This window comes from Dendrosporobacter quercicolus (genome assembly GCF_900104455.1).
Lineage (GTDB): Bacteria > Bacillota > Negativicutes > DSM-1736 > Dendrosporobacteraceae > Dendrosporobacter > Dendrosporobacter quercicolus.
On the sequence record NZ_FNHB01000006.1, the window covers coordinates 41,630 to 63,611 of the forward strand.

The 21,982-nt window shown below is 48.4% G+C and carries 18 protein-coding genes and 1 other annotated feature; of the genes, 15 read left to right on the forward strand and 3 right to left on the reverse strand.

Translation table 11 applies throughout. From position 1 onward, the window contains the following. Window positions 1-9 precede the first annotated feature (9 nt). Window positions 10-372: a P-II family nitrogen regulator gene (locus BLR06_RS12065; RefSeq protein WP_092073498.1), complete on the forward strand. Its 363-nt coding sequence runs from the start codon at window positions 10-12 to the stop codon at window positions 370-372. Window positions 373-534: 162 nt separating this feature from the next. On the opposite strand, the gene BLR06_RS12070 is transcribed toward BLR06_RS12065, so the two are convergent. Next, entirely contained in the window at window positions 535-1,740 is a 1,206-nt protein-coding gene (locus BLR06_RS12070; protein WP_092073501.1) for an aminotransferase class I/II-fold pyridoxal phosphate-dependent enzyme, read from the reverse strand. Next, entirely contained in the window at window positions 1,737-2,216 is a 480-nt protein-coding gene (locus tag BLR06_RS12075; protein WP_092073504.1) for an Lrp/AsnC family transcriptional regulator, read from the reverse strand. The genes BLR06_RS12070 and BLR06_RS12075 overlap by 4 nt, the downstream gene beginning before the upstream one ends. A gap of 67 nt (window positions 2,217-2,283) precedes the next feature. After that, window positions 2,284-2,494: a binding site (T-box leader), on the reverse strand. Between the two features lie 104 nt (window positions 2,495-2,598). Between BLR06_RS12075 and BLR06_RS12080 the strand changes: the two genes are divergently transcribed. Then, window positions 2,599-3,069, forward strand: coding sequence for a NanQ anomerase/TabA/YiaL family protein (locus BLR06_RS12080; protein ID WP_173812749.1), 471 nt, complete (start codon window positions 2,599-2,601; stop codon window positions 3,067-3,069). Between the two features lie 151 nt (window positions 3,070-3,220). Further along, window positions 3,221-4,021: an adenosylmethionine decarboxylase gene (gene speD / locus BLR06_RS12085; protein ID WP_092073510.1), complete on the forward strand. Its 801-nt coding sequence runs from the start codon at window positions 3,221-3,223 to the stop codon at window positions 4,019-4,021. Here speD and BLR06_RS12090 read toward each other — a convergent pair whose 3' ends face one another. Then, complete coding sequence (locus BLR06_RS12090) at window positions 4,022-4,912, reverse strand: LysR family transcriptional regulator (RefSeq protein WP_092073513.1); 891 nt, start codon at window positions 4,910-4,912, stop codon at window positions 4,022-4,024. It abuts the gene before it with no gap. A 94-nt stretch (window positions 4,913-5,006) separates the two neighbouring features. Between BLR06_RS12090 and BLR06_RS12095 the strand changes: the two genes are divergently transcribed. The 12 genes from BLR06_RS12095 to sppA all read left to right on the forward strand — a co-directional run bounded on the left by BLR06_RS12095 (window position 5,007) and on the right by sppA (window position 21,974). Next, window positions 5,007-8,774 (forward strand): phosphoribosylformylglycinamidine synthase, encoded by a 3,768-nt coding sequence (locus BLR06_RS12095; RefSeq protein WP_092073516.1) that lies wholly within the window; start codon window positions 5,007-5,009, stop codon window positions 8,772-8,774. Window positions 8,775-9,100: 326 nt separating this feature from the next. Then, the gene (locus BLR06_RS12100) at window positions 9,101-10,456 is read left to right on the forward strand and encodes a sodium-dependent transporter (RefSeq protein ID WP_245698135.1); all 1,356 of its coding nucleotides are present in this window, start codon (window positions 9,101-9,103) and stop codon (window positions 10,454-10,456) included. 432 nt (window positions 10,457-10,888) lie between these two features. Beyond that, on the forward strand, window positions 10,889-11,764 hold the full coding sequence (locus BLR06_RS12110) for a DUF2156 domain-containing protein (RefSeq protein WP_218039509.1): 876 nt from the start codon (window positions 10,889-10,891) through the stop codon (window positions 11,762-11,764). A gap of 243 nt (window positions 11,765-12,007) precedes the next feature. Next, window positions 12,008-13,282, forward strand: coding sequence for a nickel-dependent lactate racemase (gene larA, locus BLR06_RS12115; RefSeq protein ID WP_092073525.1), 1,275 nt, complete (start codon window positions 12,008-12,010; stop codon window positions 13,280-13,282). 177 nt (window positions 13,283-13,459) lie between these two features. Then, window positions 13,460-14,479, forward strand: a complete 1,020-nt coding sequence (locus BLR06_RS12120) for a SpoIID/LytB domain-containing protein (protein ID WP_092073528.1) — start codon at window positions 13,460-13,462, stop codon at window positions 14,477-14,479. A gap of 72 nt (window positions 14,480-14,551) precedes the next feature. Beyond that, window positions 14,552-15,052 carry a hypothetical protein gene (locus BLR06_RS12125; protein ID WP_092073531.1) on the forward strand — a complete coding sequence of 167 codons (501 nt, stop codon included), beginning with the start codon at window positions 14,552-14,554 and terminating at the stop codon, window positions 15,050-15,052. 375 nt (window positions 15,053-15,427) lie between these two features. Continuing rightward, window positions 15,428-16,294, forward strand: coding sequence for a methyl-accepting chemotaxis protein (locus tag BLR06_RS20255; RefSeq protein WP_092073533.1), 867 nt, complete (start codon window positions 15,428-15,430; stop codon window positions 16,292-16,294). Between the two features lie 252 nt (window positions 16,295-16,546). Then, window positions 16,547-16,990: a YwiB family protein gene (locus BLR06_RS12135; protein WP_173812747.1), complete on the forward strand. Its 444-nt coding sequence runs from the start codon at window positions 16,547-16,549 to the stop codon at window positions 16,988-16,990. A gap of 29 nt (window positions 16,991-17,019) precedes the next feature. Further along, on the forward strand, window positions 17,020-18,681 hold the full coding sequence (argS, locus tag BLR06_RS12140) for an arginine--tRNA ligase (protein WP_092073539.1): 1,662 nt from the start codon (window positions 17,020-17,022) through the stop codon (window positions 18,679-18,681). 130 nt (window positions 18,682-18,811) lie between these two features. After that, window positions 18,812-19,177, forward strand: a complete 366-nt coding sequence (rpoE, locus tag BLR06_RS12145; protein WP_092073542.1) for a DNA-directed RNA polymerase subunit delta — start codon at window positions 18,812-18,814, stop codon at window positions 19,175-19,177. A gap of 135 nt (window positions 19,178-19,312) precedes the next feature. Next, entirely contained in the window at window positions 19,313-20,920 is a 1,608-nt protein-coding gene (locus BLR06_RS12150; RefSeq protein WP_092073545.1) for a CTP synthase, read from the forward strand. A gap of 124 nt (window positions 20,921-21,044) precedes the next feature. Then, window positions 21,045-21,974 (forward strand): signal peptide peptidase SppA, encoded by a 930-nt coding sequence (gene sppA, locus BLR06_RS12155; RefSeq protein WP_092073548.1) that lies wholly within the window; start codon window positions 21,045-21,047, stop codon window positions 21,972-21,974. Window positions 21,975-21,982 lie beyond the last annotated feature (8 nt).

Below are 21,982 nucleotides of genomic sequence, written 5' to 3' on the forward strand. Positions count from 1 at the left end.
GGACTGGTTATGAAAAAAATGACTAAGATTGAGATTATTACCAGACCAGGCAAACTTGAAGAGCTTAAAGAGGCATTAAATTCAATTGGCGTTGCCGGAATGACTGTCAGTCAGGTATATGGCTGCGGCTTGCAAAAAGGCCATACGGAGGTTTACCGGGGAACTGAATATACCATTAATTTACTGCCAAAGGTCAAAGTGGAAACCGTTGTCTGCGAAATCCCGGTGGAAAAAGTTCTTGAAACAGCCCAACGTGTACTTAAAACCGGTCAAATCGGTGACGGGAAAATATTTGTTTATCCTATTGAAAATGCAGTGCGGATTCGTACCGGTGAAGAAGGCGATATTGCCATTATCGATCCTAAAGCATAATTATATTTTCCGGGAAGCCGGGGCTTGACAGAGCCCAAGGTTTCCCGGAGTTTTATTTGCCGGCGTTTTTGTCGTGATTCAGCCCGTAACGGTTTGAGCCCAATATAGCAAAGGGGTGTCTCTAAATGCGGTTGCATTTAGAGACACCCCTTTGCGTGATAATTAAGCCTGCGGTGGTTTCGGCTGCAGCTCTTCCCGTCTGTTTAGCCGCTTGTCGATAAAGCGGCCGATTCGCTCCAGCGCTTTGTTCAGGTTGGCCATCGAGGTTGCATAAGAACAGCGGATGTAACCCTGACCGCTTTCGCCAAACGCATCACCAGGCACAAGCGCGACTTTTTCCGCTTTGAGCAGTTCCTCGGCAAACTCCAGCGATTTCAGTCCGGTATTTTTAATGGAGGGGAAGATGTAAAAAGCGCCTTTTGGTTCAAAGCAGCTAAGTCCCATATTACATAATCCATCCAGCATCAGGCGACGGCGGCAGTCATATTCGGCTACCATTTTCTTCATGGTGTCCTGCCCGTGACGGAGCGCTTCCACTGCTGCAACTTGTGCGGTAATGGGGGCGCACAGCATGGTGTATTGATGGATTTTGGTCATGGCGGCAATAAAATCAGCGTTGCCCATAGCGTAGCCGATGCGCCAGCCGGTCATGGCATAGGCTTTGGAAAACCCATTGAGCAAAATTGTGCGGTCCCTCATTTCAGGCAGTGATGCAAAGCAGGTATGTTCAGCATCATAGGTAAGGTTGGCGTATATTTCGTCTGAAATTACAATGAGATCATGTTTTTTGGCAAACCCCGCAATGCGGAGCAGTTCTTCTCTGGGCATAATTGCGCCGGTGGGGTTGTTGGGGTATCCGATCAACAAAACCTTGGTACGGGGGGTAACCAACTGTTCCAGCTGCTCAACCGTCACCCGGAACTGGTTTTCCATAACCGTTGGCACCGGTACTGGAACGCCGCCCGCCAAGGTAACGCAGGCTTTATAGGATACATAGCAGGGCTCAGGCACAAGGGCTTCGTCGCCGGGCGATAAAACTGCTCTTAAGGCCAGATCCAGGGCTTCGCTAACGCCAACAGTAATAAGGATTTCGCGGTTCGGCTCATAGCGGACGTTATAGTCGCGGTCCGTTGTTTTGGCAATTTCTTCCCGGAGTTCCAACAGGCCATGATTGGCGGTATAGGAGGTATAGCCGCGCTCCAGTCCATAAACGCAGCTCTCTCTGATATGCCAGGGAGTAATAAAGTCCGGCTCTCCGACACCCAGCGAAATTACTCCTTTCATTTCGGCTGCAATATCAAAGAATCTTCTAATGCCTGAAGGCGGAATGGAACGGACGGCCGGTGAAATACGGTCTGCCCAGCTCATGGCGTCACCACCAGGCGGCGATCCTCTTCCCGATCTTCAATAATAATTCCAGACTCCTTATAGGCTTTCAGCATAAAATGGGTAGTTGTGCCGATGACGCCGTCAATGGTCGCCAGCTTGGTTGAAACAAAACTGGCAATTTCTTTTAGGGACTGACCTTCCAGCATAACCAGCAGATCGTAAGCGCCGGACATAAGATAAACGCTGCGTACTTCCGGGAAGCGGTAAATGCGTTCAGCCAGGGCGTCAAAACCAACTTCGCGCTGGGGTGTAATTTTTACCTCAATCATGGCGGTAACAGTATGAGTGCCGGTTTTTTCCCAATTAATAATGGTATGATATTTAATAATTATTTTTTCTTCTTCCAGGGCCTTGATTTCGGCCGCCACTTCTTGCGGGGACCGGTCGAGCATTACCGCCAGCTCGGCAATTGGCCGTTTGGCGTCTCTTTCCAGTAATTCCAATAATTGCTTCATAATGAACACTCCAATCTGTTGATGATCTAAGGTATAGTATGGAAAAATAAAACAGTTCTCATCCTGTTGAAAGGACGAGAACTGTTCCCGCGGTACCACCTTGTTTAGCCATACGGCTCACTTTAACCCGTTAACGCGGGGCAAGACGGTCAGGCTTACTGGGACTTTCAGCCTGCGGCTTAAGGAGGGCTTTCTAAATGCGTTCAACGCCGGTTCACAGCAGATTCCGGCTCTCTGTGGAAAAACAGCACCTATACTTTTCCTGTCATTGCCTATTTGCTATTTATTTGTTTAAATAATAGCATAGGACAAAACCTGTTTGCAACTATAATCCTATCAACCTGTCAAAAATAAGTAAATAAAACAAGAAGGGATGATTAGCATGATCATTGGTAATTTGCATAATCTAAGTAATGAACTGCCTTTTCTGCCGGAGGCTGTCCAAAAAGGAGTAAAATATCTGGCGGAAACCGATTTCGGCAGTCTGGCCGAAGGCCGGTACCCGATTGACGGCGACAAAATATTGGCGATTGTTTCAAAATATACGCCGCAGCCCTGGGAAAACTGTAAAGCGGAAACTCATGTAAAGTATATTGACGTGCAATTTGTTGCGGCAGGCGAGGAATTGCTGGGCTACGCGCCGCGCAGCGATGCACAGGAGATACTTGAAGACTGTACGCCCCAAAAGGATGCGGTTTATTATAAAACGGTAGCCGGTGAATCCTTTATTCACTTATCCTCAGGCGCTTACGCAGTCATATTTCCCTGGGATATACACCGCCCCGGCTGCAGCGGCGATCATCAGGCCGAGGTAAAAAAAGTTGTGCTGAAAATCGCTCTTGATTTGGTGTAAGCAGTCAATCTCCGGTGCTTGCCGGGCAAAGGCTCCCCGAAAATATTTGGAAGCCTGCAAATTTAGCAGGGATTTGTCATTAACTGTAGAATATCAAATCGGATATACCGGCTAACCCCTGCATTTTAAATACAGTAGTAAGGTGGATGAGATGAATATTAGAGAAATCAAAAAACTCAAGCTTTACGGATTTAACAATCTGACCAAATCCTTAAGTTTTAATATGTATGACATTTGCTATGCCAAGACGCCCGAGCATCGTCAGGCATATATAGAGTATATAGACGAAGAGTATAATGCCGACCGCCTTACCAATATTTTAACAGAAGTCGCCAATATTATCGGGGCCAATATTTTAAATATCGCCAAGCAGGATTATGATCCGCAGGGCGCCAGTGTAACCATGCTGATATCCGAAGAACCGCTAGTGGTCAAAGCGCCGGCGGAGCCTGAGTCAGAAGCCGTGGTCTGTCATTTGGACAAAAGCCATATCACTGTTCATACTTATCCGGAGAGTCATCCTGACAAGGGCATCAGTACTTTCCGGGCCGATATTGATGTTTCTACCTGTGGTCACATTTCGCCCCTGAAAGCGCTGAATTACCTGATCAAATCCTTTAGCTCGGATATTGCCATTGTAGACTACCGGGTTCGCGGTTTTACCCGTGATGTAAACGGCAAAAAGTTTTTCATTGATCATAAAATCAATTCGGTGCAAAATTATATTGCGCCCAATATTCGTCAATTGTATCAAATGATTGATGTTAATGTTTATCAGGAAAATATTTTCCACACCAAAATGATTCTCAAAGAATTTGATTTAGACAATTACTTGTTCGGTACAGCCAAGAAAGAATTACTGACAGGCGAAAAGAAAAAAATCAAACAGCGGCTCAAAAAGGAAATGTCGGAAATATTTTACGGCCGCAATATTCCCCGGGTTAAAGTTTAATTATTGCACCAATAGTTCCATGAATTTTTGGGCGGCGACAGGAACTGGCAGACTGGCATGCGTGACTACTCCTAAATAGCGTGAAGGTATCGGCTCATTTACGTTTAGGAGGACGACCTCATTGTCTGCCAGTTCTTTTTGCAGGTATTCCCTGGCGATAAAGGAAATACCCAGGCCGATTTTCACCAATTCGATCATAATATCAACGCTGTCCAGCTCAATCTCAGGTGTGATCCTGAGATTATGCTGCTGCAGATATTGGTCAAAAAACAACCGGGTTGTTGAATTTCGTTCCAGCATTAACAGCGGATAACCGCTCAATTGCCGGAGTTCAAGCACTTGCTGCTGCAAATGGCTGTATTTAGGCCCGGCGATGAATACATCGTGGACTGCCTGCAGGCGGCTGATTGTCAGGTCTTTATCCGGCCTGGCATTCGGTAAATTTATAATGCTGATGTCAACCAGGCCTTTGCGCAGTAATTCCGCGCATACCGGCGAAGGCCGGTTGGTAATATTAATTTTGATTTTTGGATAAAGCTGATGAAATTGCTTAAGATAAGGCAGCAGGAAGTATTTGCAGATCGTGTCGCTGGCGCCAATTTTCAATTCGCCGAGCTGCAGGGCCTGCAGCTCGGCAATACTGCGTTCGCCGGTTTTAAGAAAGTTAAAAGCCTGTTCGACATGGCTAAACAGCAATTCCCCGGATTTGGTAAGCTTGACCTGCTTGGTATTGCGGAAAAACAATTTACTGCCAAGCTGCTCCTCCAATTGCTTAATTGACTGACTGACTGCCGACTGTGAAATGTACAGGCTGTTGGCTGCGGCTGAAAAACTTAGTTTACCGGCAACATAATAAAAAACTTTATACAGTTCAAAATTGATATTATTCATAAGTGCTCCTAATGAAATAGATTAGAATTATTAATTATTATTATTAATAATAATATATTACAATGATAGTTGTAAAGGTTAGGGGGCGGTTCATATGAGCAGTGTAAAAAGAATTTATGTGGAAAAACGTCCGGGTTTTAATATCCCGGCGCAGGCTTTGTATGCCGATTTGAAAGAAAGTCTGGGCATAAGCGGATTAACCGCGGTGCGGCTGGTCAATCGCTACGATATTGAAGGAATTAACGAAGCTGAATATTTGCAAGCCCGCAGTACGGTTTTTTCCGAACCGACGGTTGATGAGGTATATGACGAGGTGCTGCCGGCTGCTTCGTCCGATCTGGTATTTGCCATGGAGTTTTTACCGGGTCAATACGATCAGACCGCCGATTCGGCTGCCCAGTGTATTCAAATTTTAACGCAGCAGGACCGCCCGGTAATTGTTACGGCAAAGGTGATTGTCTTAACTGGGACAATCACGGCCGAGGAGTTTAACCGGATTAAAAACTATTGCATCAACGCGGTAGAGTGCCGCGAAGCCTGTCTTGATAAACCGGCAACACTGAGGATGATGTCTGAAGACCCGGCCGATGTGGCGGCGCTGACCGGATTTATCCATAAAACAGGCCGGGAGTTGGAATCTTTTATGGCTGAAGCCGGCCTGGCTATGAGTTACAATGATTTGGTATTTTGTCAAAGCTATTTCAGGGATACCGAACAGCGTGACCCGACCATAACCGAAATAAAGGTCATTGATACTTACTGGTCGGATCATTGCCGTCATACGACCTTTTTCACCAGGGTGGATACGGTCAGGTTTGAAAGCGGTTATTTTGTTGAGCCGATTGCCAAGGCCTATGCAAGGTTTCTTGATGCCAGGAAATATGTTTATGGCGATAAGGACCGCGATATATCACTTATGGATATTGCAACCATCGGGATGAAGGAAATGAAGAAACGCGGTCTGCTGGCCGATTTGGACGAATCGGAAGAAATCAATGCCTGCAGTATTGCCGTCACGGTTGATGTGGACGGGTATCCGGAAGAATGGCTGGTTATGTTTAAGAATGAAACGCATAATCATCCTACGGAAATTGAACCCTTTGGCGGTGCCGCCACCTGCCTGGGCGGGGCAATTCGCGATCCTTTGTCCGGCCGTTCTTATGTTTACCAGGCCATGCGGGTAACCGGCAGTGCTGATCCGCGCCGCCCGGTTCAGGATACCTTACCGGGTAAATTGCCGCAAAAGAAAATTACGACAGGCGCCGCAGCCGGATATAGTTCTTATGGCAATCAAATCGGTTTGGCTACCGGGCAGGTTACCGAACTATATGACGAGGATTTTATGGCTAAGCGTATGGAGATTGGCGCTGTAATTGCGGCTGCTCCCAGGGGAAATGTCGTCCGGGGCGTACCGGTCAGGGGGGATGCGGTCCTGTTGGTTGGCGGCCGGACCGGCCGTGACGGCTGCGGCGGAGCAACCGGCTCTTCCAAGGAACATACCGAGGAATCACTGTTTAATTGCGGCGCGGAAGTCCAGAAAGGCAACGCGCCAACCGAACGGAAGATTCAGCGTTTATTTCGTCATGCCGAAGTAAGCAAACTGATTAAGCGCTGCAATGATTTCGGCGCAGGCGGAGTTTCCGTAGCCATTGGCGAGCTTACCGACGGGGTTAGGATTGATTTGGACAAGGTTTTGAAAAAATATGAAGGTCTTGACGGTACAGAACTGGCAATTTCCGAATCTCAGGAACGGATGGCGGTTGTCGTCAGCGCAGCAGACGCCCAGGCGTTTATCCGTTATGCCGATGCCGAGAACCTTGAAGCTACGGTGGTAGCCGAGGTAACCGACTGCAACCGTCTGCAGATGTTCTGGCGGGGCAAGGCCATTGTAGATATCAGCCGGGATTTTCTTAATACCAATGGCGTTTTGCAGTCCACGGCGGTCAGCGTGCAGGCTCCGGCCGCCGCTGACAGGTTTTTTACCGCCACTCCCGGCTGGGAGGCGGACCATCTTGCCGGCCGCTGGCTGGAGAATTTGCAGCAGTTGAATGTTTGCAGCCAGAAAGGGCTTGGCGAAATGTTTGACAGCACCGTCGGCGCCGGTACGGTCTTAATGCCGTTTGGCGGCAAATATCAACTTACGCCCAGCGAGGGGATGGTGGCTAAACTGCCGGTGCTTACCGGCAAAACCGATACGGCCACTGCCATGACGTACGGCTATAATCCGGCGCTGGCCAAATGGAGTCCTTTTCACGGTGCGCTGTACGCAGTGGTTGAGGCTGCGGCGAAAATTGTGGCGCTGGGGGGAGACTATTCCACCATCCGGCTAACGTTGCAGGAGTATTTTGAGAAACTGGGCCAGGATGCCGCCAAATGGGGCAAACCGTTCAGTGCGCTATTGGGCGCTTTATACGCCCAACTGGAATTGGGCATTCCGGCCATTGGCGGCAAGGACAGCATGTCAGGCACGTTTAAGGACATCAGTGTGCCCCCCACCCTGGTCGCTTTTGCCGTCAATGTGGTAAATGCGAATGCCGTAATTTCGCCTGAGTTTAAAGCGCCCGGCAATACCGTGGTGATAGTGCCGGCGCTGCGGGATGAATATGAAATGCCTGATTTTGAGGCCTTGCGCCGCAATTTTTCCCAGGTTACCAAGCTGATCAAGGCCGGCCGGGTTTTAGCCGCCAATAGTGTGCGTAACGGCGGAATTGCCGCTGCCGTAAGCAAAATGGCCTTTGGCAATAAAATCGGTCTTAAAATGACGGAAAATGCCAAGGCTGAAGCTTTATTTTCCGCTGATTACGGTTCGCTGGTATTAGAACTGGCTCCGGCGACCGAACCGGAAAGTGTTTTTGAGGATGTTGCTTTTCAAGTGCTTGGCGTAACCCAGCAGGACTACGTGATAGAAGTTAACGGGATAGCCATTGGCCTGGATCAGGCCCAGCAAGTATGGGAACAACCTCTGGAAAAGATTTTTCCGACGCAAACCGCCGGGGAAGAAAGCAAAATAAACTTCCAGCCGTATGATACTGCCGGTTCGCGGAAAGCTGCCGTTCGCTATGCTAAGCCCCGGGTGTTTATTCCGGTTTTTCCCGGCACAAATTGTGAATATGATTCAGCCCAGGCTTTCGCCAGGGCCGGTGGCCAGGTTGACACGCTGGTGATCAGAAATCTGACGCCGAAGGCGGTAGAGCAATCTATTGAGGCCATTGCCCAAGGGATTGAAAATGCCCAGATTGTTATGCTGCCCGGCGGGTTTAGCGCCGGCGATGAGCCGGACGGGTCCGGTAAGTTTATTGCAGCGATGTTCCGTAATTCGCGGATCAAGGCGGCGGTCATGCAGCTCCTGCGGCAGCGGGACGGGTTAATGCTGGGCATCTGCAACGGCTTCCAGGCCTTAATTAAACTGGGACTGGTACCTTATGGCGAAATCACCGATCTGACCGCCGACACTCCTACCCTTACGCATAACAGCCTTGGACGTCATGTCTCCTGCATGGTACAAACCCGGATTGTATCGAATCAATCCCCCTGGTTTAATCATGTAAAGGTTGGCGACATTCATACCATTGCCGTTTCCCATGGCGAGGGACGGTTTGTCGCCAATGCGGCAATGCTGGACAAACTGGCGCAGAATGGTCAGATTGCCACCCAGTATGTTGATTTTTCCGGCAGGCCTGCGATGGCTATTCCTCATAACCCCAATGGCTCAATGCAGGCGGTTGAGGGTATTACCAGCCCGGATGGCCGGGTTTTGGGGAAAATGGGGCATTCCGAAAGGGTAGGTGCAAATCTTGGCATAAATGTTCCGGGCAATAAAGATCAGCAAATTTTTGCCGCCGGCATCGATTATTTTGGTTAAAACGCTTGCTTCGTGTACTTGACAGGCGGACGCGGGTTTGGTAGGATGTACACGGACTACAAACAAGCAAAATTGCCCTGATATGGCAAATCCCTGACAATGCAGGGGTTTGCCGCACTGGCTCCGGCTGGAATTAAACTGCTTGTCCTGTGAGGTCTACTCAGGGCAGGCAGTTTTTTATTGTACGGTTCAGAAGGGGTAGCTTCTGATATGCAAAGTGCAAGCAGCGCTTGAGCTTTGGCCCCAGGCTGGGCGCAAGCCGGGTTTTCTAATGCCGAAACGGGCAATTCAGACCCAAAGTAATCTGTATATCAGGAGTTGGAATAGTGAAAAGAGAAACTTTTTCTTCAGGGCTGGCGGTATTTTTGGCTACCCTCGGTTCAACGGTAGGTCTGGGCAACATCTGGAAGTTTCCCTACCTTACCGGACAATACGGCGGCGGCGCTTTTCTGGCGGTTTATTTGCTGTGCATTGCATTTGTCGGCTTGCCGATTATGATTAGTGAATTTTATATCGGCCGTAAAACCAGGAAAAATGCGGTTGGCGCTTTACAGGCCCTGCGCCCTGGCGCCGCCTGGCAGTGTATCGGTATCATGGGTATATTATCCTCTTATCTGATTATGCTTTTTTACAGCTGTGTTGCCGGCTGGGTTTATTTTTATCTCTTTAAGGCCGTTAAAGGTGATTTTGACGGCATTACGATGGCTTCGGCGCAATTGCAATTCAGTGAAGTTGTGCTGGGGCCGGCGGCGCCAATCATCTGGCAGTTTGTCGTTATGGCGGTGGTGGCTGCAATTCTGGTGATGGGCGTGCGAGACGGAATTGAAAAGATTACCAAGACCTTGATGCCGCTATTGTTTATCCTGATTCTGGTGTGCGACATCCGGGCTTTGACTTTGCCGGGCGCGAGTGCGGGAATTGATTTTTTGCTGCAGGTCGATTTTGGAAAATTGACGGCAACCGGGGTTTTAACGGCCTTGGGGCTGGCTTTCTTTAAATTGTCGCTGGCTATGGGGACAATGATCACCTATAGCAGTTACTTTACTGCGAATAATAATTTATACGCCACTGCGGCCAAAGTGGCTTTGTCGGATACGCTGGTCTCGTTATTGGCCGGCCTTGCCATTTTTCCAACGGTGTTTTCGTTCGGGCTGGAGCCCAGCGCCGGGCCTGGTTTGTTATTTATGACCATTCCACTGGTGTTTTCCCAAATACCTTTCGGTAATGTGCTGCTGGTGGCCTTTTTCTTTTTGACCTCAATTGCGGCAACTACCGCAATGTTGTCATTATTAGAAGTTCCCCTGGCTTATTTCACCGAGGAACGCAAAATGTCCAGGCCTAAGGCCGCTGTTTTGAACGCCGGGCTGATTGCGGCCATTGGCATTCTAGCCACATTATCCGTGGATAAAAGCAGCCTGCTGGGTGCTTACACACTTTTGGACCGGGGCTTCTTTGACTGGTTCGATTATCTGTCTTCTAATATCCTGATGCCTTTGGGCGGGCTGTTGACCGCCGTCTTTATCGGTCATGTTGTCCGGAAAGAAGATATCCTGCGGGAGCTGTCCAATGATGGACATCTCAAGCTGGGCGGGCTTTTTAACTGCTATTATTTTACCCTGCGGTATGTAACGCCGGTTTTATTGGTTGTCGTATTTTTGCATGCAGTTGGTGTGATCGGCTAGCCGGCATTTTTTTCGGGCCGCCGATAGCGGGCGGCGCAATACTGCAAAGCGCCTGAAAGGGCCGTCGCCTTTACCGGTGGCAGCTCTTGCCAACCGGGGCGGCCCCTGTTTGCCAACTCCAACTGGCAAGCAGGGGCCGTCCCGGGTTTTGGCGCTCCGGCCGCTGTAGCCGGGACAAGGCGGAAAGTTCTTTTCATAACCATAGCAACATTACCATAATAAACGTATAATATAACAAAGCAACTGCATAACCTAATTACTGTATTACAGTGAGCAGCGTCAAATTCTGTTATTGACTGAAAATTAATAAATTACGCAATTATACGTCTTTTTGCCATTTGTTTGTTCACAGGCCGATTAGCTGGTATAATTTAGCTTAGTGTGTGGAATAGGTTCACGGGAGGGATTATTATTAAGTTCCGACAGATTCAGTTGCAGGATAAACCCGTCTTTGACGAGTTTTTCCGTCAACAATATTACGAAAACGCCCATTTCAATTTTACCAATCTGTTTATGTGGCGAAATGCCTATCAAATAGAGTGGGCTATTGAAGAAGACTTTTTATATGCCCGGGCCGCCTGGGGCGACCAGAAATATGTTTTGCAGCCGTTCGGACCGCAGCAGCAATTGGGGAAGGCGATGGGAAAATGGCTGGAATATTTTCGGAAACTTGATTTTCCGCTTGTCATGAGCGGGGTGGAAGCCGGGCCGGCCGCAATCATTGAGCAAATGATGCCCGGCAAGTTTATCATCAGCAGTGACCGGGATAATTATGACTATGTTTACCGGGTGCAGGACTTAATTGATTTAAAAGGGCGCAGCTATCATTCTAAGAAAAATCATGTAAACAGCTTTCGCAAAAACTACAGCAATTATCAATATTTGCCGCTGACGCAGGAGTTAATTCCGCAATGTATTGATAATATTATCGAATGGTGTAGAAAACACGGCTGTTATAAAGACCCGATGCTATTGGCCGAAAAAAATGCAATTATTGAAATTCTGAACAATTTTGAACTGCTGCAGCTTACCGGCGGGATCATTGTCATTGACGGTAAGGTCGAGGCCTTTAGTTTCGGAGAACAGCTCAATACGGACACTGCCGTAATTCATGTTGAAAAAGCCAATCCGGAGATTAAGGGAGCATATGCCGCCATTAATCAGGAGTTTTGTAAAAACAGCTGGAGCCATCTGGCGTATATCAACCGGGAAGAGGATATGGGCATTCCCGGTTTGAGAAAAGCCAAACAAAGTTATCATCCTGTTAAAATGGTGGAGAAATATATCATTACCCAAAAAGGCAAATAGTAACCAATACACCGCATGGAATAACCTGTGCAATGCTCGTTACGGCAAAAAGAGCATTGCACAGGTTTGTTTGATTTATAGGCGCAATAGGGTGAATTTTTTAAATTAATATTTTAACTTACTTTTTTAAAAAGGATTTCAGACTTTTGGGGTAAAATACTTTTATCAGTACTATGTAAGATAAATGCTGCAACCGTTGTAAGGTGAGTTTTGTATATAAAATGACATAAAGGAGAGCTTTAAATGGCTGACATTAAAATTCCCTACGGCAAAGGTCATCTGATCGCTGCTATTCCGGACAGTAAGCTGGAAGGAGTGCTGGAATCCAAATCACATCACTATCACCCTGAGGCCGGCGAGCGTGAGCTGGTACAGCAAGCCCTGGAAAACCCAATTGGTTCGGCCCGGCTGAGAGATTTGGCAAAAGATAAAAGCAAAATAGTGATTATTGCCAGTGACCACACCAGGCCGGTTCCCAGTAAAATTATGGCGCCCGTAATGCTGGCCGAAATCCGGGCCGGCAATCCGCACGCGGATATCACCTTTTTAATTGCGACCGGGTTTCACCGCTTAACAACCAAAGAAGAATTGATCAGCAAATTTGGTGAGGAAATTGTTGCCAATGAAAAAATAGTTGTTCATAATGCGTTTGATCCTGATATTATGGTCAACATTGGGAAATTACCTTCAGGCGGGGATATTGTTATTAATAAGCTGGCTGTAGAGGCCGATTTGTTAATTTCGGAAGGCTTTATTGAACCTCACTTTTTTGCCGGCTTCTCTGGTGGACGAAAGAGCGTACTGCCTGGAGTTGTAAGTAAAGTAACTGTGCTGGCCAATCACAACTCCCGGTTTATCGTTCATGAAAACGCCAGAACCGGGATTCTGGAAGGCAATCCGATTCATATTGATATGCTGTATGCGGCAAAAACAGCCAAGCTGGCCTTTATTGTCAATGTGATTATTGATGCTGACAAAAAAATTATCAAAGCCTATGCCGGTGATGTTGAACAGGCTCATCTGGCCGGAACCGGGTTTGCCGGGGAATTGGCCCGGGTGAGCGCTAAACCGGCGGATATCGTCATTACTTCTAATGGGGGCTATCCGCTGGATCAGAATATTTATCAGGCCGTAAAAGGAATGACCGCCGCTGAGGCAAGCTGCAAGCCGGGCGGCGTCATTATCATCTGTGCGGCGTGTAATGACGGGCATGGCGGCGAGGCCTTCTATCGCTGGTTTACTGAGGCCAAAGATGCCCAGGCGGTCATGGATAAAATTATGGCGATTGAACCCGAAAACACCATTGCCGATCAATGGGAGGCTCAAATTTTGGCGCGGGTACTGCTTAAACATACGGTAATTATGGTATCGGATGAGTGCGATCCCAAGCTGATTACCGATATGAAGATGAAAGTGGCCAAAACCCTGCCTGAAGCCATCGCCCTGGCCGAGCACATCGCCGGAGCGGATGCCCGCTATACTGTTATACCGGACGGGGTTTCGGTCATTGTACGGTAAGCTTCCTGCCCTTTGGCGGCGGAGTTTTCTGATTTAAAATGGGATTGCTTAATCCACCATAAGGCTGCTCAGTGTAATTCTGCGGAATTTGCTGAAGCAGTCTTTTTTCAGCAGTTCATGCACTGGCCCTGTATAAAAACCAATTTAATCACCATAATAATACCGAGGTGGGAGTGTATGCTAAAGAATAAAAATGTTAATTATGCAATTATCGCGGTGATCCTTGTCCTAGCCGTTGCGGGAGCTTATGCCTTATTACGGCCTCCTGCCCCCAAGCCCGCGCCGCCGGCGCCGATGGAGCAGGCTCCGCAGACGCCGGGTAAAACGGTGGAACCAATCCCGGGCGTGCCGCAGTTTGACGTCGGAAAATATAAAGCAGAGCCAACCGTTACAGTGTGGCGGGCCGATAAAGGAACCATTGAAAGCATGTCGATGGAAAAATATATTGAGGGAGTAATCGCTCAGGAAATGCAGCCGGAGTGGCCGGTCGAGGCACTGGCAGCACAGGCGATAGCTTCACGGACTTTGACCGTTAATGCCATTGAGGCGGGAACAATCAGGCGGCTGCATAACGCTGACGTCAGTACAGCAAAAGAAGAATTGCAGGCCTTTGCCCCGGAGAAAGTCAATGATAATGTCCGGGAAGCAGTCCGGCGCACCAGAGGACAAATCCTGCTTTATGGCGGTGGTTTGGTAAATGCAATTTATAGTTCGTGTAATGGTCAGATTGCCGCTACCAAAGAGGAGAGCTTTCCCAAAGAGATTCCTCACCCGGCGCCATATTTTCAACCGGTAAAGGATAACTGTTTCGCCTATGCGCCTGATAATATCAAATCCTGGACGGTCAAAATTCCCGGGACTGAAGTAGCGGCGGCGGTTGGCTACAATGGCCGGCCCGGCGATATAAAAATCCTGGAAAAGGGTCCTTCCGGCCGGATTCTTTATATTGGCGCCGGCAGCCAGAAGGTCTATGGAGCTGAGTTCCGCAAAGCGGTTGGCTTTGACCGCTTAAAATCAACCTTGATTACCGACATGATTTATGACGGCAAAGACTTTACGTTTAAAGGCCTGGGGTGGGGCAATGGCGTAGGGCTGTGCCAATGGGGCGCTTATACTTTTGCCAAGCAGGGGAAAGATTTTCAGGAAATATTGACGCATTACTATACAGATGCCGAAGTTGTTAAGCTATATCAATAAAAAATGCCAATACTGTTTTCAGGCAAAGCATTCAGTAATGAATGCTTTGCTAGTTGCCAGGAAGGAGCGCTTATGCCGCATACTGTACCGCCGGTATATCCGCCGCGCCAGTATTTATATAGAATGCAGGTTAATCCGAATGAGCATCAGCTCTGCCAGGTTGTGATCAATAATAGCAGTCAGCTGACTGAAATCCGCAATACACCGTTCCGGAAAAGTGTTGAGGCGGAAAAGGTCATTGTAAATGATATGCGCCGGCTGGGGTTTATGCATTCAGTTACCAATCGTCAGTGTGAAGCGTTATTTAGACGCGGTTTGAATTTTGAAGTTGATTTTTTTCACCAGGATTTGCAAATCGCCGTAGAAGTGGAAAAGGGTGAAATTAATAATATCTGGAAGAATATTTGTAAGTTTGCCGAATCGTCGGTAATCAGGCATGGCGTTCTGTTAGTGCCGGTCGTACGGCAGGGACAGCAAAGCAGCAGTGAATTTTATAATAATACCGTCAAACGCCTCAGTAAAATCGAACGGATATTCAGTTATATTGACAGTCTGCTGATCATTGGCTACTAAGGAATAACCGGCAAGATTTGCCTGTCTGGTGCATAGTTTAGCAGTGGAGAGGCAGTTTTTTAAAACACCTCATCCATATAACCGGCGTGCCGCAAAACGTTTTTTCATAAAAGCCTAAAACGGCGCGCCTAAACACACGGAGCAGGTTCTTGTTTGCACACAAGAACCTGCTCCGTGTGTTCAGGCGTGTAACCAAAGCCGGCTTTCGGCTGCTGACGGGTTGCCGTCTTACGTTTGCTTGCGCGCGTTGCGTGCTGCGTCTGCCCCTGCGGTTTACTTTCCGGTCCGGGCAGTAAAATTCAGATCAGGGCAGGACTTTGGCGGGATATGTCGAAGCAAATTACAAAAGAATAGGGTTAAAGTGAGGGGACGGGTATGGCTGAATATACGATTAGCCCCAATTTAGCAGCGGAAATTGTAAAGTTTGTTGCCGGTAAAACCGGTTATCCAATGATTATTTGCGATGATTCCGGTACAGTGATTGCGGATACGGTAGGCGGAACCAGGCTTGGAGCCGTACATAGCGGAGCACGGAAGATCCTGCAGGGACTGACGGATGAGTATGCGGTTTCCGCTGAAGAAGCGCTGCAAAACCCTCAGGTCCGGGAAGGCTACAGCTGTGTTATCGTCATTGACGGAGCGCGGGTTGGCACGTTTGGTATCACCGGCTCGGTCGAGGTCGTCAAGCCGCTCACGCAGTTAGCGGCAACCATTGTTGGCTACCGGATCAAAGAAGATATGCAAAAGCAGGCGGTAGCCAGAGTCGTGGAGCTGGTATCGGAGAATGTCCGGCAGGCTGCCGCGGCTGTACAGGAAATATCAGCCTCGTCCGAGGAACTTGCGTCAACTACGGATGATGTAGTTACCGTATCTAACGAATCGGCGCAAAAGGTTAAGGACACCGGTAAAATTCTGGATATGAGCCGGGGCATTGCCACACAGACAAAATTACTTAGCCTTAATGCGTCAATTGAGGCGGCCAGGGCGGGCAGCCATGGCCGGGGCTTTGCGGTTGTGGCTCAGGAAATGCAGAAACTGGCGCAAAACAGTGCTGATGCAACCGAAAAAATCAATGTTATTTTACAGGAAATTCAAACTGCGATTCAAAAGGTCATTGATGGGATCAATCAGTCCGCCCGGATTACCAATGACCAGGCCAGAGCAATGCAGGATATTCTTGGCAGGGTGGACTCAGTGCAGTCTTCGACTGCGGAGCTTGTGAGTATGTTTAATAAAAAATAGGATATTTTCGTCTGATCAATACCAAATTAAACTGAATTTTTCCCTTATTTTCCGCATAAAATATCAGTGGAGAGCTGGATAACAGTTTTTCCTTAAGAGGCGCCGTTTGTCCGGAACGCACGGACAGCGGCGCTACGGCTTTTTATTACCGGGAAAATATTACCAGAGGCGGCGGCTTAAGTTTCAGTTTAGATAGTTGGCAATGCTTAAGCATTACGCTATAATATATTCATGTTGCAGAGGAGATTCCCAATGAATAAAGTTATAGTTTCGGTGGTGGGCGTCCAAACAGATGTTTATGGCGAAGAGAATCGCATTGAATTGGTTACGGTAGGGCGGCGGCAGCTTAAGAACGGCATCAATTATATCACGTATCATGACAGCCAGTCCTACGGAATGGACGGAACAGATACGCTCTTAAAGGTTGGCGGCGATTGTGTAACCCTGGTTCGCAAGGGCCGGGTGGAGCATACGCAGAAATTTAAGCGGCGGGAAACCAATTCCAGTTTGTACCGCACACCTTATGGCGATATGACTTTGACGATTCTAACAAACAATTTAGATATATGTTTTGGCGCGGTCTCAGGTACGATTGATATTAGTTACGATCTGATGGTAGATGGTCAGTGGCAGAGCGCCAATCATCTGTATATTAAAGTGTGCGCCGATAACAATGTTTGCAGAGCCATTAATTGACAAAAAGATGCAACCAGGAGGAACGTATTTTGGATATTAAGGAATTATTACATAACGCTGTCATGAAAGCCGCGCGGCAGGCTATTGCTGACGGGGCTTTTAGTGCTGATGAACTGCCGGAAATAGTATTGGAAGTACCGCCTCAGAAGGAATTCGGTGATTATGCCACCAATTTCGCCTTGCAGGCTGCGCGGGCTGCCCGTACCAAACCGCGGGCAATTGCCGACGCTATTGTACTGAGGCTGCATGAGAGCTGGCTTGACAAAGCGGAGATTGCCGGACCTGGTTTTATCAATTTTTATTTGAAAGCAGACTGGTTGTATCAGTCCCTGGCTGCGATTTTAGCTGACGGCAGAGAGTATGGCAATACAACAGCCGGGGCAGGCAAGCGAGTTCAGATTGAGTTTGTCAGCGCTAATCCTACCGGTCCGCTGCATGTCGGACACGGGCGGGGCGCCGCTGTCGGAAGCGCCCTGGCCAACTTGCTGAAAGCGGCCGGTTATGAGGTTGAGCGGGAGTATTATATCAACGACGCCGGCAATCAAATTGATCATCTGGCAGCGTCAGTCAATGCCCGCTATTTAGCGTTATTGGGTCAGCCTGCCGAATTTCCGGCAGATGGCTATCATGGCCGGGATATCATTGATACAGCGCAGCGCATTATTGATCATGAGGGCGATATATATCTAAAAATGTCCGCCGACGAGCGCCTGGCGGCATTTAAAGAATTGGCGCTGAAGGAAAAACTGGCAGCTCTTAAAGAAGATTTGCAGGCGTTTAATGTAGAATTTGATGCATGGTTCAGTGAACGCACTTTACACCAAAGCGGCGCGATCAGTGAAACCTGCCAGTTGTTAAAGGATAATGGCAGCATCTATGAACAGGATGGGGCATTATGGCTGAAATCAACTGCCTATGGCGATGATAAGGACCGGGTGGTAATCCGGGAAAATGGCGTTCCAACCTATCTGGCTGCAGATATTGCCTATCATCGCAATAAAGCCGAACGGGGCTTTGGATCGCTGATTAATATTTGGGGCGCTGATCATCATGGCTATATTTGCCGGGTCAAGGCTGCGCTGGCGGCATTGGGATATGACGCCGCCATGCTGGAGGTTCTGGTACTGCAAATGGTAAGCCTGTACCGGGACGGAGAGCTGGTCAAAATGTCTAAACGGACCGGGCAAAGCGTAACGCTTACTGAACTTATCGAAGAGGTTGGCTGTGATGCCGCCAGATTTTTCTTTATTATGCGTTCCATTGACAGCCAGCTTGATTTTGATCTGGATTTAGCCAAAGCCCGCTCCAATGAAAACCCGGTGTACTACATCCAGTATGCTCATGCCCGGATTGCCAGCATATTCCGTCAGGCTGACGAGGCCGGGATCGACCGGCGGTGGTCCGGCTGTGACTTTCGTGTTTTAGCGGCCCCGCCTGAAATTGATCTGATAAAAAAAATGGGAGAATATCCGGACGAAATATCCTATGCGGCGCTGGAGCGGGCGCCGCACCGGGTGGCTCGCTATGTTTACGAGCTGGCCGGCTTATTCCATGCTTTTTACAATCAGTGCCGGATTGTCGGCGTCGAGCCTGAACTGGCTGTTGCCAGGCTGGCTTTGGTTACGGCAGTTCAAAATACCATCCGGCATGCCTTGACCATTCTGGGCATTACGGCGCCGGAAAAGATGTAGCCGGAAAAGGTGAATTTGCCCGTATGGTGAATATTACCAGTAGAATAGAGTGAAGCTTATCCGTTTTTATCGTTTTTGCTGCGTTGGCGGCATAACTGGATGAGCATTATTTAGTATCACGGAGGGGATAATGATGTCAGATATCAAGCAAACTGCGGAAGTGGATATAGCCTATCAAATTTTGAAGGAATCCGGTGAAGCCATATATTTTCGCGAACTGATCAATCAGGTTTTAGCAATAAAGGCCAGACCCGTTCATTCAGCTGCTCACGCCATTTCCGAAATTCATACCCAAATTAATATGGACAGCCGGTTTTCTCATCTGGGGAAGGGCATGTGGGGGCTGGCGGACTGGTCGCCGCAAAGCAGCCGCCGGGCCAGTGGCGAGGATTCTACAACAACTGACGTGCCGACAACCAAGCGGCGGGAACGGCTCTTAGAAGAAATTCAGCAGGATTATGTCGCGGCGGCAAGTGAAACAGGCGAGGCTGAATAATCCTTGACATTACCCGGTAAAAAGGGATACAATTATTGGCGTATTTTTGAGATGAAATACTGAACAACCGGCAGTTGCAAAAAAAGTCAGTCAGCCTGCTGGTTAGTACGGTAAGCGCAATTTAGGAGGATATTTATGGCAAAGTATATTTTTGTTACCGGGGGGGTTGTTTCTTCACTTGGTAAAGGCATTACGGCGGCCTCTTTGGGAAGGCTGCTCAAAAGCCGCGGCCTAAAGGTTACCATTCAGAAATTTGACCCTTATATCAATATTGATCCAGGAACAATGAGCCCATACCAGCACGGGGAAGTATTTGTCACCGAAGACGGCGCCGAGACCGATCTGGATTTAGGTCATTATGAGCGATTTATTGATATAAATTTAAGCAAAAGTTCAAATGTTACTGCCGGCAAGATCTATTGGTCAGTCATTAACAAAGAGCGCAAGGGCGACTACCTGGGCAGTACCGTTCAGGTAATTCCCCACATCACCAATGAGATCAAGGCGCGGGTTTACCAGGTCGCGAAAGAGGACAGCGCCGATATTGTCATTACCGAAATTGGCGGAACTGTCGGCGATATTGAGAGTCTGCCGTTTTTAGAGGCGATTCGCCAGGTGAAAAAAGAAGTTGGCCGCGATGATGTCCTATATATCCATGTAACCCTTGTGCCGTATATTTCAGCCGCCGGTGAACTGAAAACCAAGCCGACCCAGCATAGTGTAAAAGAGCTGCGCAGCATTGGCATCCATCCTGATATTATTGTTTGTCGTACCGAACATGAGATTTCTGCGGACATGCGGGACAAGCTGGCTTTATTTTGCGACATTGATGTCAATGCCGTGATTCAAAATAAAAATGCGGCCAGCATTTACCAGGTTCCGCTGATGATGCAGGACGAAGGACTGGATCGGATCGTACTGGAAAAATTACGCCTTGATGTTGGAGAGGCCGATATGGCTGCCTGGCGGGAGATGGTCGATAAGATTGTCTGTCCTTCCCATCTGGTTACCATCGCTGTAGTTGGGAAATATGTCGCCTTGCAGGATGCCTATATGAGTGTTACCGAGTCACTGCGTCATGCCGGCATCGCCAATGAAACGGCCATTCATATTAAGTGGATCAACTCTGAAGAGATTGAAGCCGCCGGTATTCAGCTTGCCGATTATTTTGGTGATGTTGACGGCATTTTGGTGCCGGGCGGTTTTGGCGATCGCGGTGTTGAGGGCAAAATTAAGGCGATTCAATATGCCCGGGAAAACGGGATACCATTTTTCGGGCTGTGTTTGGGTATGCAATGCGCGGTCATTGAGTTTGCCCGCAATGTCTGCCGGCTGGCCGATGCGCACAGCACTGAGTTTAATCCGGATACGCCGCATCCGGTGATTGATCTTATGCCTGATCAAGTGGCGATCGAAGCCAAAGGAGGGACCATGCGGCTGGGCGTTTATCCCTGTAAGGTGGCCGAGGGAACACTGACCTGTAAGGCCTATCAGGCGGAAATCATCTATGAACGTCATCGGCACAGGTTTGAGTTTAATAATGCCTACCGGGATACCTTGGAACAATGCGGTCTGATGATCGGGGGCACTCTGCCCAATGGACGGTTGGTGGAAATTGTCGAAGTAAAAGACCATCCGTGGTTTGTCGGCACACAATTTCATCCTGAGTTCAAATCGCGTCCGACCAACCCGCACCCCTTATTCAGAGATTTCGTCAAAGCTGCGCTGATCAATAAAAAGTAGTATTTATTACTGTTGGACAATCCAACAGTTTTCTTTTTAAATCCATCGATCTTGCAATGAATTTTGAGTAGTTTTATTGCTCTGGCGGGGCAAAATATAGCTACAAATAAAAAGGAGGTTGTATATGCACAAGAAGACTGTGGTTTTTATCCTGGCTGTAGTAATTATTATTTCACTGGGGGTACTGGCTTTTACCGGTTCCGGCATGAAGCGGCGGGATGGAGATACGGATAAGATAGCTGTTATCTATATTGACGGCGTTATTATCGGCGGGCGCGGTCAAAGCAGTCTGCTTGCCGAATCAGGCGGGACCGACTATTTAATCAGGCAATTGCATGAGGCGCGGGATGACAAAAGTGTCAAAGCCATCCTTTTGCGTATCAACAGTCCGGGCGGCAGCGCTCCGGCTTCTCAGGAAGTGGGTGAGGAAATTAAAAAAATCCGGGCGGGCGGCAAGCTCGTGGTTACTTCAATGGGCGATGTGGCGGCGTCCGGCGGCTACTGGCTGGCAGCTTGTTCCGATAAAATTTATGCCAATCCCTCGACCTTGACCGGCAGTATCGGCGTTTACATGCCTTATACGAACTGGGAAGAGTTGTATGAAAAAATTGGCGTCAGGCAGGAAAAGATAAAAAGCGGTCCGCATAAAGACATACTGTCGCCGGAGCGTCCGATGACCGTTGAAGAACGGGCTATTATTCAAACGATGGTTGACGATATGTATAACCAGTTTGTCGTTATTGTGTCTGAAGGCCGCAAAATGGAACCTGAGCGCGTTCGCCAGTTGGCCGACGGGCGTATTTATACCGGCAATCAGGCTAAAGAGCTGGGGTTGGTGGACGAACTTGGCAACATGTATGACGCAATTGACGGAACAGCGCAGCTTGCCGGCATTAAAGGCAAACCGGTGCTTAAGGAATTTGGCAAAAGCGGTCCGTGGCAGATGCTGCTTGGGGTCGGCAGTAAGCTGGAACTGATTGATAAAGTGTTGTTAAACCTGACGGAAAATCAATTGCCAATGACTGCCCCGCTGGCTATTCCGATAAAATGGTAGGTGGTTAT